Annotated in this window: 12 protein-coding genes and 1 pseudogene; 4 read left to right on the top strand and 9 right to left on the bottom strand. The window is 65.8% G+C overall.

Annotation, left to right across the window (positions count from 1 at the left end; genetic code table 11):
- Nucleotides 1-79: 79 nt before the first annotated feature.
- From ABQ137_RS02290 to ABQ137_RS02265, 6 genes are all read right to left on the bottom strand, one after another.
- Nucleotides 80-1,561 (bottom strand): benzaldehyde dehydrogenase, encoded by a 1,482-nt coding sequence (locus ABQ137_RS02290; RefSeq protein WP_349781055.1) that lies wholly within the window; start codon nt 1,559-1,561, stop codon nt 80-82.
- A gap of 28 nt (nt 1,562-1,589) precedes the next feature.
- The gene (locus tag ABQ137_RS02285; protein WP_065033063.1) at nt 1,590-2,357 is read right to left on the bottom strand and encodes a coniferyl-alcohol dehydrogenase; all 768 of its coding nucleotides are present in this window, start codon (nt 2,355-2,357) and stop codon (nt 1,590-1,592) included.
- Nucleotides 2,358-2,390: 33 nt separating this feature from the next.
- On the bottom strand, nt 2,391-3,419 hold the full coding sequence (locus tag ABQ137_RS02280; RefSeq protein ID WP_439654992.1) for a SphA family protein: 1,029 nt from the start codon (nt 3,417-3,419) through the stop codon (nt 2,391-2,393).
- Nucleotides 3,420-3,540: 121 nt separating this feature from the next.
- Entirely contained in the window at nt 3,541-4,017 is a 477-nt protein-coding gene (locus tag ABQ137_RS02275) for a MarR family winged helix-turn-helix transcriptional regulator (RefSeq protein ID WP_024938805.1), read from the bottom strand.
- Nucleotides 4,018-4,603: 586 nt separating this feature from the next.
- Entirely contained in the window at nt 4,604-5,848 is a 1,245-nt protein-coding gene (locus ABQ137_RS02270) for an HD-GYP domain-containing protein (RefSeq protein ID WP_046346170.1), read from the bottom strand.
- Nucleotides 5,849-5,986: 138 nt separating this feature from the next.
- Nucleotides 5,987-7,297: an MFS transporter gene (locus ABQ137_RS02265; RefSeq protein WP_349781054.1), complete on the bottom strand. Its 1,311-nt coding sequence runs from the start codon at nt 7,295-7,297 to the stop codon at nt 5,987-5,989.
- 719 nt (nt 7,298-8,016) lie between these two features.
- On the opposite strand from ABQ137_RS02265, the gene ABQ137_RS02260 reads away from it, so the two are divergent.
- Together ABQ137_RS02260 and ABQ137_RS02255 are read left to right on the top strand one after the other, a co-directional pair.
- Nucleotides 8,017-8,562: a gamma carbonic anhydrase family protein gene (locus ABQ137_RS02260; protein WP_167763553.1), complete on the top strand. Its 546-nt coding sequence runs from the start codon at nt 8,017-8,019 to the stop codon at nt 8,560-8,562.
- A gap of 80 nt (nt 8,563-8,642) precedes the next feature.
- Nucleotides 8,643-9,539, top strand: a complete 897-nt coding sequence (locus ABQ137_RS02255; protein ID WP_349781053.1) for a DUF2167 domain-containing protein — start codon at nt 8,643-8,645, stop codon at nt 9,537-9,539.
- 13 nt (nt 9,540-9,552) lie between these two features.
- Here ABQ137_RS02255 and ABQ137_RS02250 read toward each other — a convergent pair whose 3' ends face one another.
- Both ABQ137_RS02250 and ABQ137_RS02245 read right to left on the bottom strand, forming a co-directional pair.
- The gene (locus ABQ137_RS02250; protein ID WP_039513263.1) at nt 9,553-9,819 is read right to left on the bottom strand and encodes a YkgJ family cysteine cluster protein; all 267 of its coding nucleotides are present in this window, start codon (nt 9,817-9,819) and stop codon (nt 9,553-9,555) included.
- Between the two features lie 45 nt (nt 9,820-9,864).
- On the bottom strand, nt 9,865-11,232 hold the full coding sequence (locus ABQ137_RS02245) for a glycoside hydrolase family 5 protein (protein WP_349781052.1): 1,368 nt from the start codon (nt 11,230-11,232) through the stop codon (nt 9,865-9,867).
- A gap of 391 nt (nt 11,233-11,623) precedes the next feature.
- Here ABQ137_RS02245 and ilvD point away from each other — a divergent pair, with 391 nt between their 5' ends.
- The gene (gene ilvD, locus ABQ137_RS02240) at nt 11,624-13,462 is read left to right on the top strand and encodes a dihydroxy-acid dehydratase (RefSeq protein WP_046345393.1); all 1,839 of its coding nucleotides are present in this window, start codon (nt 11,624-11,626) and stop codon (nt 13,460-13,462) included.
- A 237-nt stretch (nt 13,463-13,699) separates the two neighbouring features.
- On the opposite strand, the pseudogene ABQ137_RS02235 reads toward ilvD, so the two are convergent.
- Nucleotides 13,700-14,060: pseudogene (locus ABQ137_RS02235) on the bottom strand (phage integrase N-terminal SAM-like domain-containing protein); the annotation flags it as partial.
- A gap of 1,215 nt (nt 14,061-15,275) precedes the next feature.
- On the opposite strand from ABQ137_RS02235, the gene ABQ137_RS02230 reads away from it, so the two are divergent.
- A complete protein-coding gene (locus ABQ137_RS02230) occupies nt 15,276-15,578 on the top strand; it encodes a hypothetical protein (protein ID WP_184515617.1) in 303 nt (100 codons plus the stop codon).
- Nucleotides 15,579-15,725: the final 147 nt, after the last annotated feature.

Here is a 15,725-nt window from a genome sequence, read left to right as displayed (position 1 = left end):
ACGCAGATAGATCAGCCCCAAAGCGGCTGATCCACGGCTCGCCTGCAGCCCCGCCCCCCGGTCGGTTGCGCCGCGCCGGTCAGAACGGGTACTGCGGCACTTCGTTCTTGATCGTCAGCCATTGCCAGTGGGTGTACTGCTCCCAATCGGCCGGTCCGCCGACACTGGTGCCGTTGCCCGACGCGCCGGTCCCGCCGAAGGGATTGATGACTTCATCGGCCACGGTCTGATCGTTGATGTGCAACAGGCCGGTGTGCAGCTTGTCGCCCAGGCGCATCGCGCGCGATACCGACGCCGACAGGATGCCCGCAGCCAGACCGTACTCGCCATGGTTGGCAAGTTCTGCGGCTTCGTCGTCGGTATCGAACACGGTGATATTGATCACCGGGCCAAAGACTTCTTCGTCGAATGCACGCATGCCCGGACGCACGTTGGACAGCACCGTCGGCGCATAGAACAGGCCTTGGTTGCTGGCGCCGGCCTCCACCACCGCACCGGCGGCGACGCTGTCGTCCACGATATCGATCACCCGCTGCAGCTGGCGCTGGTCGATGATCGGGCCCAGTGCCACAGTGCCGCTGACCGGATCGCCAACCGGCAGATGCCTGGCTTTTTCGGCCAGCCGCTGCGTGAATGCATCGGCGATCCCGCGCTGGACCAGCACGCGGCCGGTGGCCATGCAGATCTGTCCCTGATGCATGTAGGCGCCGAATGCCACTGCAGCGGCGGCCTTGTCCAGATCGGCGTCGTCGAGCACGATCACTGCGTTGTTGCCGCCCAACTCCAGCGACACCTTCTTCAAATGCCGGCCGGCGATCTCGCCGATGCGCCGCCCGGCCGCGGTGGAGCCGGTGAAGGCAATCATCGGGATATCCGGCGATTCGACCAGCGCCTGCCCGATGGCGGCATCGCCATGCAGTACATGCAACAGTCCCTTCGGCAGGCCCGCTTCTTCCAGCACCTGCGCGATGACCACGCCACCGGTATACGGCGTGCGCGGATCGGGCTTGAGCACCACCGCATTGCCCATCGCCAGCGCCGGGGCGACCGAGCGCAGCGACAGGATCAACGGGAAATTGAACGGGGAAATCACTGCGATCACGCCCAGCGGCAGATGCCGGGCCAGGCTGAGCTGGCCGGCGCCCGTCGGCAGCACCTGGCCGACCGCCTGCAGCGGCAGTGCCGCAGACTGCTGGTAGATCACCACCGACTCGTTCACTTCGCGCTGGGCCTTGGGCAGGATGCCGCCGGTTTCGCGCGCGATCAGCAGTGCCGCTTCGGCACTGCGCGCTTCCATCAGCTGCGCGGCACGGTGAAACACCGCAGCGCGCTCGCGCGGCGCAGTGGCCGCCCAGGCACGCTGCGCTTTTTTCGCCAGCGCCACGGCAGCGGCGACATCGGCCAGGTCGGCCTTGCCGACTTCGTGCAGCAGCGTGCCGGTGGCCGGTTCGATGATCTGCGCGGTGCCGTCGTTGCCGGGCACCCAGTCGCCATTGAAGATGCAGCCATGCCAGGCCGGAGCGGCGCTTGCGGCAATGGCGGTATTGGGGAGAGCGTTCATGGTCTAGCCTCCTGCTGAGGGGGTGGTGTTACAGAGTGGTGGACGCCAGCCCGCCATCGACCGGCAGGGTGATGCCGTTGATCCAGCGCGCCGCATCGGAGGCGAGAAACACGATGGCCTCCGCCACCTCGTCGGCATAGGCCGGCCGCGTCATGCGCTTGGCATCTTCCTTGACGCGCTCCTCGCCGAGCATGGTGACGAAATCGCCAAGAATCGGCGTAAACACCGGCCCCGGCGAGACGTTATTGACGCGCACACCGTGCTCGGCGAACCAGGGCCGCGACTGCAGCAGCGTCCAGACGATCAGCGCTTCCTTGAAGTACTGGTAGCAGGTGTCGTGTGCCACCGGATGCGCCTGCAGCCATGCATCGCCAGACGCAAAGCTGTCGGTGGCGGCCAGTTGCTTGTGCAGTTCCAGGCGCTGCGGCCACTCGGCGCCCAGGATGGAAGCCACATTGATGATGGAACCACCGGGCGTCATGCGCGGCAGCAGCGCCTGACTCAAATGGCGCAGGCCCAGATAGTTGACGCGTGCCACCACCTCCAGCGGCGCGGTACCGGGAACGCCAGCCACATTGGCCAGCGCATCGATACGCGCCGGCAAGGCCTGCACCAGCGCATCGATGGATGCCGGATCACCGAGATCGGCCTGGTGGAACCCGTGCAGCGACATCTGCACCGGCGTGCGATCGACGCCGATCACCGTGGCGCCATGGAAACGGGCCAGACGCGCGACTTCGGCACCGATGCCCGATGCCACGCCAGTGACCACGATGGTCTTGTTCTGCAAATTCATTGCCACTCTCCGAAGAGGCCGGCCGTGCCGGCGCTAGAACACATGGACGTACTGCAGGTTGACGTTATTGCCGGAGGCGGCGTTCTTGACCTCCACCGGCAGATACACATTGGCAAACAGCATGTTGTTGGCATCCATCCGCCACACGCCACCGGGCCCCGCATAGAACACGCTCTGGCGGGTGTCGGCCACACGCTGCCCATTGGTGCGGTTGTCGCGGAACTGGGTGAGGTAATAGGCATTCACGCCAAGCCGGATGTCGGGTACCACTTCCCAGGAGGTGGCGAAGTTGATCCAGCCCGCGTCGCCGGCCTGGCCGTTGCGGAACTCGAAGCCCGGCGGCAGGTTCGGCCGGCGCTCGCTGCGGAAGTTGTAGATGTAGTTGATGCGTGCGCTGACTTCCCAGTTGGGGGTCGGGAACACGGTGAACGCATATTGCGGCACCAGCGACCAGTAGCCGGCGCCCTGATTGAGATCGCGATCGCGGTCGAACTTGCCGATTGGCGCGATCGCATCGATTTCGAAGCGCTGCGAAAACACCGGCCTGCCATTGCGGATCACCGGCAGCATCTGCAGATACGGGCCGAAGGTCAGGTCGCCCACACCGGCGCCGTTGTCGCGCAAGCTGGCAATGCTGTTGCGCCCGAACGAGGCATCCAGATTGATCAGCGGCAGCAGCGTGTTGATGCCCACTGCGCCGCCGAAGAGCGTGTACGGGGTGACATAGGCGACCTGGGTCAGCAGCAGGGTGGAATCGATGCGTGGGCGGTCGAACACCGGCACGTCGTCGCCGCGGGAATCCTTGATCGCGTCCAGTGAGCTCTGGCGCAGATAGGTGATCACCGCCCAGCCGGGCGTGGTGCGGGTGAAGCCGTCCAGATAGCTGGTGCCGCCGGTATTGATGCCGTTGGTCAGCGTCGTACTCTGCGGCAGGCTCTGTGCGCCGGCCGTGCCGGCAGCAAGCAGCGACAGCATGCCAAGCGCTGCGCGGCGCAGCGCCGACGCGCGGGAAGACAACCCAGACAGGACCGATCGATAGCTCACTGCGAACATCTCCAGCATTGGGAGGGACAGCGGGAACTGCGGCGGGACAACGGTCAGGCAGGCGCGATCGACACGCCGGCAACGGCGCGTGCGCAGGTCAACAGGAAAGCTGGCCGTGCGCCTGCACGGCAGCGGTGGATTACGCGGTGTCCAGCCGGTCCAGCCGGTCGAGTGCGCGCAGCAATGGCGCCTCGCTGCTGCCCAGCACCACGCTGAGCTGCTGTTCCATGCGCAGCACTTCGGCCTCGGCAGCGCTCAGCAGGGTCACGCCGGCGCTGGTCAGCGACAGATGCTGCATGCGTCGGTCCTGGCGTCCCCGCACCTGCCGCAGCAGGCGGCGCTTGACCAGGCGTGCCACCACGATCGCCAGGTTGGGCGCCGACACGTGCAGCACGTCGCCGATCTGGCGCTGGTTGATGCCCGGGTTGCCGTCCACCAGCATCAGCAGCGAGAAGTCGACCGGCTTGAGGTCGAACGCAGCCACGCAGTCCTGAAACATCCGCCGCACCAGCAACTCGGTGCGGGTGATGCGGTAGCCCAGCAGCCGCAGCAGGCGTGCCTGATCCACCGTGGTGACGGCATCCGGCAGCGGTACGGCAGTGGCAGTGACGGACATGACGGTTCTCGCAGCGAAGACGACAGGCGGACCGGTGCGCGCAACGCTCACCGCCCGCAACGCCGATCCGCGGCGTGAGCTGCATTGTAGACGCGCGCAGGCATGCCGATGTGGGCGTGGCCGCCGAGCGCGTGGCACCGCCGTGCAGGCAGGTCGCCACAGGCTGGTGCCAGTCCAGCGCCAGCACGTGGCGGCCGCATGCGGCGGCACGCAGGTGTGGGAAGCGACGGTCATCCAGGCACGGCTGCGACATGGGATCCGGGGTCGGCAAGTGATTGCGTTCCGGAATAGTTATGGATCATAACTACATTGCCAAGCTGCAGCGCAGCATGGTCGCGCTCGCCAGGTTGACCAGGCGGGCCGATGGACTTGGCGGGCATGGTGGCAACCGCCTGTGACCGGCACGCCAGGCACAGGTGCGCGCGGCATGCCGGGCATGGCAGCGGTGGTGGCAATCACGACGGCAAGGCTGCGGCCTTCGCCAGACGACGCCTGCGGACCCAGCCCACTCGCCCAGCGCATCTCCGCGCCAGGTAGGCCGCGTGCATGCGTGCGGCCTGCGGCCTGCGGGTTACGGGGTTACGGATTACGGCAGCCAGAGCTTCTCGAGATCGCGGAAGCCCCAGTCCGAGGGGCTTTCCATCTGCGCGATGCGGTCCTGGCAGTCCGGGCGCGACAGGTCGATGTCCTGCACCAGCACATGGCTGCGCAGCTTGGCCGAATAGAACACGCGCACCTTGGGCTTGAGCAGCGCATCGGGGGTCTGCTCGATCACCACCGCCAGTTTCTGCGACTCCAGCCGCACCAACGAGCCGACCGGATAAATCCCCAGCCGGCGCACGAAGGCCTGGAACACCACCGGGTCGAAGTGCCCCTGCCACGACGCCATGCGCTTGAGCGATTCGGCCGGATCCCAGCCGCGTTTGTAGGGGCGGTCCGAGCTGATGGCATCGTACACATCGCACACCGCGCCCATCCGCGACATCAGCGCGATGTTCTCGCCCGCCAAGCGGTTCGGGTAGCCGCTGCCGTCCATTTTCTCGTGGTGGTGCAACGCGATCTCCAGCACCACCGCGTTCTGCACCCCGCCGGCCACCAGCAGGCGATGACCGTCCAGCGGGTGCTGGCGCATGATCGCCATCTCTTCGTCGGTGAGCTTGCCGGGCTTGTTGAGGATGTCCAGCGGCGTCACCGCCTTGCCCATATCGTGCAGCAGGCCGCCCATGGCCGCCTCGACGACCTGCCCTTCGGGCAGACCGAGCTGGCGCGCCAGCCCGCTCATCAGGCCGGCCACCGCCATCGAATGCAGATAGGTGTAGTCGTCGGCGGTCTTCAGCCTTGCCACGCTGATCAAGGCCTGCGGATGCCGCAGGACCGAATCGTTGATGGCCTCCACCAGCGGCATCGCCGCCTCGGTGTCGACGGTGCGGCCAAGCCGCACATCGCGGAACATCGCCTCGACCGTATCGCGGCCGTCTTCGAAGATCTTGCGTGCGCGCACCACTTCGGACTCGATGCCGACCTGCGCGGTGACGCTATTGGTCCGCGCGGTGCGCGTGGTAGTGGCCGGCTCGGGGGGTTCCGGTACTGGCGGCGGCGGTTGCTCCGGCTCAGGCTGCGGATCGGGCGCGTCCGGCGCCGCCGTGTCCAGGTCCAGGCCACGCGCGGTGTCGATCACCAGTTGCTCGATCCGGCTGCCATGGATCTTCTCCACGTCGTCCGAATCGACCAGGAACGAGGTCTTCCAGAACGGGTGGTGCACCCACGCGCCCAGCAGCTTGTAGACATACATGCCGGGGCGGAGTTGGTCTGAATCGATGGTTCTGAGCATGCCGGCGCTGATCTGCAAATGGTCCGCGGAAGAGCCCGCCACGACGATGGAGGGTCTGTCGGGTTATCGGCAGTGCGCAGGATTTCTTTGGTCCGGTAGAACTCGCTCGCGCCGCGCGGCGACCGCCGGTTGAGAAGTTCAGCGCGCCGGCAGGCGCATGCCCAGCACGGCGATGGCCGCGAGCAGCAGCGGCACGCTGCAGGCCAGGTACAGGGCCGCCGGCGACCAGCCCGCATCCACCAGCACGCCCACGCACAGCGGCGAGGCGATCGCACCGAAGCGGCCCACCCCGATCGCCCAGCCCATGCCGGTGGAACGCACCGCCGCCGTGAAGACCACCGGCGCCACCGCATACAGCCCGGCGATGGCGGCAAACAGCGCCGCGCCGCTCAGCACCGCAATGACGAACGCCCAACCCAGCACCGTGCTGTACCAGCCAAAGGCCAGCAGCGCCAGCGCCGACAGTCCCAGCACACCGGCGGTCAGCCACGACAGCCGCGCACGCGCGGCCAGCGCGCTGAAGATCGCACCGCCGGCGATCCCGCCCAGATTCAACAACACGCCACCGGTCACGCCCTGCTCTGCCGACAAGCCGGCCACGACCAGCAGCTTCGGAGTCCAGCTGAGCACGAAATAGAACGCAAACATCAGCAGAAAGAACGCCAGCGCGATCAACAGCGACTGCCGCCGCAATGCCGGCACGAACAAGGCCGCATAGCCCCGCGCCCGACCGGAGCCATGCGGCGGCGGTGACGGCAGTACCGCCTGCGGCGGCATGCCCATACGCGCAAGCACTGCGTTGAAGCGTGCGCCTGCGTTGGGTGGGCGACGCGCGATCAGAAATTCCAACGACTCAGGCAAGAACGCCAGCACCAAGGGCACACACAGCAGCGACCCCAGCGCGCCGAGCACAAACACCGCGTGCCAGGACCAGTGCTGCAACAGCAGTGCTGCGATCGCGCCGCCCAGCGTCGCGCCGATCGGATAACCGGTGGCCTGCAGCGCCAGTGCCGTGCTGCGCCACTGGGCGGTGGAATATTCGGCAGCGATAACCGCAACGCAGGCCAGCATGCCGCCGATGCCGATCCCGGTAAATGCACGCAACGCGCCGAGTTGCCACACCCCGGTGGCCAGCGCCGAGGCGCCCATGCCCACGGTCAAAATCGCCAGGCATGCCAGGATCGTCGCGCGCCGCCCGATGCGGTCGGCCAGCGGCGCCAACAGCAACGATCCCACCGCCATGCCGACCAGGCCGGCACTGAACAAGGCCCCGAGCAGCTTGCCCGACAACTGCCACTGCGCCGACACATGCGGGGCGGTGAAGGCCATCGCCATCACATCGAAGCCATCGAGCATGGTCAGCAACACGCACACCGCCACCGCCCTCCACTGAAACGGCGTCATGCGTTGCAGTACGAAGGGTGCAGGTGTCGCGGCGCTCTGGGTCATCGGGTGATCCTGGTTAGGGAGGGCAGCTGCATTGGCAACCTCACGCGTGGCCATGCGCTCACGCAGCGCCGCCACGACGAAGACGCAAGCACGCTGGACGCTGCGACGGCCTTCGACAGCGCAGCGGCACTGCAACGCGGCAACGACAGTCGGGGTGTTGCAACGTCACCGCACGCTAGGCCGATCGCAGAGGGCGTTCAAGACGGCGGCCTGCACGGGTGTGCGCTTATCGAACAAGCCGGCAGCGCGCTTCGCTTGCCTCTCCACGCATTCGTTGAGCTGTCTGCGCAGCGGCATCTGCAGGGTGCGCCTTGCCTGTACGGAAACGATCGACCTCGCATGCGGCGCTGCAGCGCGTGCCTCGAGTGCGATCAGACCGGGCAACCATCACGTTCGTCTGGTCAGGCCTACAAAGCGCAGTGCCGCACTCGTGATGCAGGCATGGATGCAACGTTGCTGGCAGCGAGGTTGAACGACGCGACATATGCATGACTGCACACCGCGACACACCTCGATCCGTTCGAAGCGGCAGCGAACGTGCAGGCGCGGCCTCACACGCCCTGGCGCCAGCTGTTCCAACACACTGCGCCGCTGCATCAGGCACGTCCGCAGCCAGATGGATCCACTGCCGCACCAGCGCTTTCCGCATGCCGACGCTCGCCCGCTATCATGCAGGCCGTGCCCGCACCGGGCGGCACGCCGACATGCCGGAGATCATCGTGACCCCGATTCGCTCGTTCCTGGAACACACCCCGCAACTGGGCGCACGCGTCTATGTCGATCCTGCCTGCACCATCATCGGCAAGGTGAGCCTGGGCGATGACGTGTCGGTGTGGCCGGGCACGGTGATTCGTGGCGACGTCAATCATGTGCAGATCGGCGCACGCACCAACGTGCAGGACGGCACCATCATCCACGTCAGTCACCATAGCCCGTTCAACAAGGCCGGCTACCCGACCGTGATCGGCGCCGACGTCACGGTCGGCCACGGCACCATCCTGCATGCCTGCACCATCGAAGACCTGTGCCTGATCGGCATGGGCGCCTGCGTGCTCGACGGCGCCACCGTCAAACGCTACGGCTTTGTCGGCGCCGGGGCGGTCGTCGGCCCGGGCAAGATCGTTGGCGAAGGCGAATTGTGGCTGGGCAATCCCGCACGGCTGGCCCGCACGCTCAGCGACAAGGAAATCGAAAGCCTGCATTACTCCGCACAGCATTATGTGCGGCTCAAGGACCAGTACCTGGGCACCGTCGGCACCAGCTGAGCCGTTGTCCGCCCTACGCAGGCATGGCAAGATCGGCGCCCTGCGGCGTGGGGACGCTGCCCTCGAATGGATTCGACCCGATGCATACGCGTTTTGCCCTGCGCAGCCTGCTGGCCGCCTGCCTGCTGATCGCGAGCCAGTCGCTGCTGGCCATTCCAGCCGACGCCGTCGACGAAGCGCAGGTGCTGTCTGCCCTGCAGTACCGCAACGGCCACATCGACGTGCCGCAAGCCAAGGCGCACTTCGATCTGGACCCGGCATTCCGCTACCTGGACAAGGCCGACACGCGCCGCGTGCTCGAGCAGCTGTGGGGCAACCCGCCCGACGACAGCGTGCTGGGCATGATCGTGCCGCGCACACCCGCGCTGGATGCGCCGGGTGGCTGGGCAGTGGTGGTGACCTATGCCGACGACGGTTATGTGTCCGACGAGGATGCCGCCAAGATCGATTACAGCGAATTGCTGGCCGACATGCAGAAGGGCACCGCCGAAGACAACGCCGCGCGCCGTGAGCAGGGCTACGGCACCGTCGACTTGCTCGGCTGGGCGGTGCCGCCGCGGTACGACGCCGGCAGCAAGAAGCTCTATTGGGCCAAGGAACTGCGCTTCGATGGCGCCCAGCAGCACACGCTCAACTACGATATCCGCGTGCTCGGCCGCAGCGGCTACCTCAGCCTCAATGCCATCGCCGGCATGGACCAGCTCGAACAGGTCCACCAGGGCATGCAGCAATTGCTGCCGATGACCGAATTCGACCAGGGCGCGCGCTATGCCGACCACAACCCGTCCACCGACAAGATCGCCAGCTATGGGCTGGCCGGCCTGATCGGCGGTGGCCTGGCGGCCAAGGCCGGGCTGTTCGCCAAGCTGGGCCTGTTGCTGGCCAAGGGCTGGAAGCTGGTGCTGTTGGGCGTGTTTGCCGTGGGTACGGGCATCAAGCGGGTCTTCTCCCGCAAGGCGCAGGGCACCGGCAGCTGAGGCGTGCCGCGGCTCACGGCCGCGTGGCGTGCTCCAGTGCCGTCAACGTGGCCAGCGCCTGCGCGCGCGATGCGCCGCACATGTCCTCGGACGGACGCAGGCTGGCGCACACCGCCGGCCGCGTCGGCAACCCGAACAGGCGACAACGGCCCTGGCCGTCGAGCTGCACGCAGGGCACGCCCGCCGGCTTGCCTTGCGGCATGCCGGGGATGGCCGAACTGATCGACGGCGCGATGCAGCAGGCCGCGCAGCCGGCGCGGCACGGGAGGTTCTTGCGCATGCCGCCAGTGTAAACCGCCGCCGCGTGCCGGCAGCGGCAGCGTGGCTAGCGCGGCGGGATGTAGCTGGACAGGCGCACGTCGAAGAAGGCCTGCACGGCAGCGAGATTGCTCTTGGCCTGGATGTCCGCGCCCACGTCGCGGCTCATGCCGAGCACGTCGTCATCCGGCCAACCGGGGCCGAAGCACCATTGCGTGCTGGGGATATTGTTCGCCTGCAGATGGGCCAGCATGCGTGTGGTGGCGACCTCCGCGCTGCGGTTGCCGGCCGGGTAGCCGTGCTCGCCGAGATAACCGCGCTTGCCGGCATCCCGCAGGGCGTCGATGAAGGGCGTCACCATCATGATGCCGGTATCGGGCTGGATCACTTCGTTGCGCCCGCCCGGTCCGATCCAGTTACCGCCGCCAGCCCCCTTGCTGTCCAGATAGTTGTGCGCTTCGTAGACGATGCGGTTGTAGGGATCGGGGATGTCGAACAGGCCCATCGAATCCTCCTGCCAGAGCCGGGCACTGGCATAGCCGTTGCCGCACACGAACACGAAGTGGTCGCGGTCGCGATCGATGATGGTCTTGCAGCACGCAGTGGCGGTGTTCTGCCAGTGCGCCGCCATCGACAGCACGCTGCCGTCGGCGGCGCGCTCGTCGCCCTGATAGGGCTCGTTCATCACGCCCCAGCCGAACACCGCCGGGTGCTGCCGGAACCGGTTGACGATGCGTGCCCACAGGTCGGGCAGGCCGGACGCGTTGTAGAGCGTGCACCCCGGCGTGCCGATCACGCGGTATTCGTACAGCTTGAGCAGCCCGTCGCGGCGATCGAAATAGCCCTGGTAGCCGAAATTGCGCAGCGGATAGGTGTCGGCCCAGACCGCGGCGGCCGCCGGGTCGTCGATGCGGTTGCCGCGCGCGTCCACAAGCGTTCCGCTGGCGTCGCGCCGATAGCCCGACTTGACGGCCACCCGCTGCGGCAGGCGCATATAGTCATGCAGCTCCACGATGGCGCGCTTGCCGCGGGCGGCGATGTGGTCCAGCGCATCCTGGACCTGGCTGCAGTAGGTCTCGTTCAAGGCCAGCCCCTGCCCCCGCGTGAAGCGCGCGGCGGTGGTCGGCAGCCGGAACAACGGGCAGGCCCCGGCGGCGGCCACGTGCTGTGCGGTAATGGCGCGATAGTGCGTGCCGATCTCCGCATTCTCCACATAGCTGTTGGAGGCCAGGCCCGACAGGTTCAGGCCCGCAAACGGCAGGTTGGCGCTCTGCGCAGCCGCGCGGCCGCCCCACCCGAGGCCGGCCAGTGCCACCGCGCCGGCTGCGCCCTGCAGCACGCGACGGCGGGTGACCCCGGCTGTTGCTGCCGGCGTCTGGTCGATGGGATGCGGGCCTGCCGCCGCCGTGCGGCGTGGATGTGGATGGTCGGACATGGGCGCCTCCTGCGGTGCCGTTGGTGGAGATCCTTGGCGGTGGTGCTCCCCTCTGCCGCACCGGTCTGACGGCGATGGTGCCGGTGTGGCAACGGCGCAATCTGCGCTCCGGTTCGCACTCCGGGCACTGCATGCAGCCCCGCATACGTTTACATCGCATTACATGCCACTCCGACCAGCGGGAGGCGCGTGTTCGCGCGCCGTGCCCGCGAACGCTCCGCCGCCGCCTGTGCGATGCGCGCGGCGCGCGCCCTCCCCACCGCCACGGCGTGCCCTGGCCCGCGTGCTACCGTGCCGGATCACCGGAGCGCGCCGCGACCGTTGCAGCAGCAACAGTCACGACGCGGTCTAATTGCCAGCCACCGCTCGCCAATCAGCCGTCGAATTCGCCATGCCCGAGTACCGCTCCAAGACCTCCACCCACGGCCGCAACATGGCCGGCGCCCGCGCACTTTGGCGCGCCACCGGCATGAAGGATGGGGACTTCCACAAGCCCATCATCGCCATCGCCAACTCGTTTACGCAGTTCGTGCCCGGGCACGTGCATCTGAAGGATCTCGGCCAGCTGGTCGCGCGCGAGATCGAACGCGTCGGCGGCGTGGCCAAGGAGTTCGACACCATCGCCGTGGACGACGGCATCGCCATGGGTCACGACGGCATGCTGTATTCGCTGCCCAGCCGCGAGATCATCGCCGACTCGGTCGAATACATGGTCAACGCGCATTGCGCCGACGCACTGGTGTGCATTTCCAACTGCGACAAGATCACCCCCGGCATGTTGATGGCCGCGCTGCGGCTCAACATCCCCACCGTGTTCGTCTCCGGCGGGCCGATGGAAGCCGGCAAGACCAAGCTGGCCGAACACAAGCTCGATCTGATCGACGCGATGGTGATCGCCGCCGACGACAGCGCCTCCGACGAAAAGGTGGCCGAGTTCGAACGCAGCGCCTGCCCCACCTGCGGCTCGTGCTCGGGCATGTTCACCGCCAACTCGATGAACTGCCTGACCGAAGCGCTGGGCCTGTCGCTGCCGGGCAACGGCACCGTGGTGGCCACGCATGCCGACCGCGAGCAATTGTTTTTGCGCGCCGGGCGCGTGGCGGTGGAGCTGTGCCACCGCTGGTATGGCGGCGAAGACCCCACCGCCCTGCCGCGCGGCATCGCCACCTTCGAAGCGTTCGAGAATGCGATGACGCTGGATATCGCCATGGGCGGCTCGACCAACACCATCCTGCATCTGCTCGCCGCCGCGCAGGAAGGCGACGTGCCATTCGGCATGCGCGATATCGACCGCCTGTCCAAGCGCGTGCCGCAGCTGTGCAAGGTCGCCCCGAACACGCCGAAGTACCACATCGAAGACGTGCACCGCGCCGGCGGCATCATGGCCATCCTCGGCGAGCTGGCGCGTGGCGGCCTGCTGCATACCAACGCGGCCACGGTGCACGCACGCACGCTGGCCGATGCCATCGCGCAATGGGATGTCACCCAGACCGACGCAGAGACCGTGCACACGTTCTACAAGGCCGGCCCGGCCGGCATCCCCACGCAGATTGCCTTCAGCCAGGCCACCCGCTGGGACAGCCTGGACACCGATCGCAGCGAAGGCTGCATCCGCGATGTCGCGCATGCGTTCTCGCAGGAGGGCGGCCTGGCCGTGCTGTACGGCAATATCGCCCGCGACGGCTGCGTGGTGAAGACCGCAGGCGTGGACGAATCCATTCACGTGTTCGAAGGCAATGTGCGCGTCTTTGAGAGCCAGGATTCGGCAGTGAAGGGCATCCTGGCCGACGAAGTGAAAGCCGGCGACATCGTGGTAATCCGCTACGAAGGCCCCAAGGGCGGCCCCGGCATGCAGGAAATGCTCTACCCCACCAGCTATCTCAAATCCAAGGGCCTGGGCAAGCAATGCGCCCTGCTCACCGACGGCCGCTTCTCCGGCGGCACCTCGGGCCTGTCGATCGGCCACGCCTCACCGGAAGCGGCGGCGGGCGGCGCGATCGGGCTGGTACGCGACGGCGACAAGATCCTGATCGACATCCCCAACCGCTCGATCAATCTGCTGATCTCGGACGAGGAACTTGCTCTTCGTCGCGCAGAGCAGGATGCCAAGGGCTGGAAGCCGGTCGAGGTGCGCCCACGCAAGGTCACCACGGCGTTGAAGGCGTATGCGCTGCTGGCGACCAGTGCGGATAAGGGTGCGGTGCGGGACAAGGCGTTGTTGGACGGCTGAGGCATTGCCATGAAGACCGCGGATTCTTAGCGGTCTTCATCGATTCCCGGCATAGGACTTTGCAGGGACTTCAGTCACGACGCCTCGTGGCAAACGCCTACAGCGGACTGGCATTGCTTGCCCGCAACGTCACCCACTGCCGGTGCGTAGCCCGTCCAGCGGGCTGCGCACCGCCCACGCCCCGCGCCCCAGCACATGCGTGTAGATCTGCGTGGTTACCACATCCTTGTGGTCCAACAGCTCCTGCATGGTGCGCGCGACATCCTCGGCCGAGAGCACCACCGGAATGGGCCGCGCCCGCTTGGCGCGCTGCAGTTTCTCCATCCAGGGCAACTCCGCCCCCAAGACCTCGCGATACAGGAACAACAGCGCCGCCAGCGCCTGATTCTGCGTGCCGGCCGACACCTGGCCCTGCGTCGCCAGCTCGGTGAGAAACGCCTCGACCTCTGCCCGCCTAATCTGAGCTGGATGCCGTTTGCCGTTGGCCGCAATGAAGCGCCGGATCCAGCCCAGACGCCTGCTCGGTACGCAGGCTGTAGTGACGAAGCCGCAGCCGAGCACGGACCTGATCCAACAGCTTCGGAGTCAGAGCCGTCATTACGCCTGCATCGTCACGGGTGTAACTCATACGCCTGCTCGAACGTCGGCTAACGCAACCAGCATCGGTGCAAAGACTGCCGGTGGCCATCCGGCAAGTTATTGTCAAGGAATAGGAATTCCTTCTTTCCAGACCTCCTGCCTTAGTCGATACTTGGCGCAACACCGCTCTCAGGCGGTCCAATCGTGGTTAGGCCCCGGATGCAGCTAATTGGCTTTTCAATTGCCGAAGACTTTATCGCGCTTGAGCGCGGGCCTGACCGTTTTGACCTACACAACAACTTTGACTTTCAGGGCATGTCATACGCCCCAGCACAACAGACGTTAGAGCTACATTGGCACCGTGGCACCGGCGATTGGGTAAAGCCATCAGACCCGCCTGAGCTCTCGCTCAGCTTTGCGGGGGTGTACTTGTTCAAAGCCCAGGAGCGAGATCCGACAGTTCCATTCACCGAGGATGACTGCTTGGACTCCCTTGGATTCATGTGGGACGACCTATTAGCTGAGATGCGTGCATTCGCCTCAAGTAGGCCGTCTGAGGGCTGCAACCACCTTACGGCCAACTTCATGAGTGGCTTTAGCATCAAAGTGGGCGCCGTATCCGCGACTCTGCGTGTCTCGGGCTAACAATTCATTCAAGCCGAACCCGTTTCGCGGGTCGGCTTAATTCAGGTGTTAGCACCCATGATCTTTCTCCCACACTTCCTTGCAGCCGTAAGCGAATCGGGCATCTGCTCCGCGTACTACTCCCTTTGTCGTGAGCATCCTCTTCGGCTAAATGTTCCACTCGCAAAGGCGCCCGCTAGTGCCGTACTAAAGGCTGCGACCGGGCAGGTCTTACTCAAAAGGCTTGACGGCCCGGGCACCGTATTTCGGCTGGACGGCCTGCCGGACAGAGTGTCACTCAATTTCATAATCCAAGGCCGCAGTTCTGTTGAGACAGATTTTTCTGTGTCTTTCGGAGATGGGGCCCAACGGGGCACATTTGCAATCTTGTGTAACGCTGCAACAGTCGCGGCTAGTTTGGCCGCACCTAATCCCGCCTATCCTCGCCCCGACTTCCGTTCCATTGAGGAGTTGGTAACAATCCTTAGCAAGTTTGACGCTCTCGTTCGCAAACTCGGCATGGTTGCCAATGGGCGCTAACAATTCATTCAAGCCGGCGCCGCGTGCGGCGCGGCTTAACTCAAGTGTTAGGCCACATTCGGACACATCCATGCAGTCAGAAGACTATCTCGACCGGCATTACATCGGCATCCGGAAGCAGTCCGAGACAGAGCGGGTATGCTGCTATGAGTTCATCTGCACGGAATACCGGCGGATCGGCACCAAGCGTCTCGAACAGCTCGGATACGTCACCGGCGCCTTTCAGATAGACAAGCAAACGGGCACCACTGAACTAGTGCACCTCATGCCTGGCGATGAGAGCCTCAGCGCTTTCAACCGTGCTAGCTACAAGATCCACAGGTGCTGGCTGGGCGGCGAGCTCCCGAACACAGATCAGTACTGTGCGGGCTAATATGGCCTAACAATTCATTCAAGCCGAAGCCGCTTCGCGGCTCGGCTTAATTCAGGCGTTAGAGCCCTTTGGAAACTTGGCAGCCCATTACAGTCGTTGAGCTTGAGGCGCTGGTGGCAGATCAGTTCCCTAGCTGCTCGCCTACCC

It is taken from the genome of Xanthomonas sp. WHRI 8393 (genome assembly GCF_040203315.1).
Classification (GTDB): Bacteria; Pseudomonadota; Gammaproteobacteria; order Xanthomonadales; family Xanthomonadaceae; genus Xanthomonas; species Xanthomonas arboricola.
This window is presented reverse-complemented; position numbering and strand designations above follow the sequence as displayed.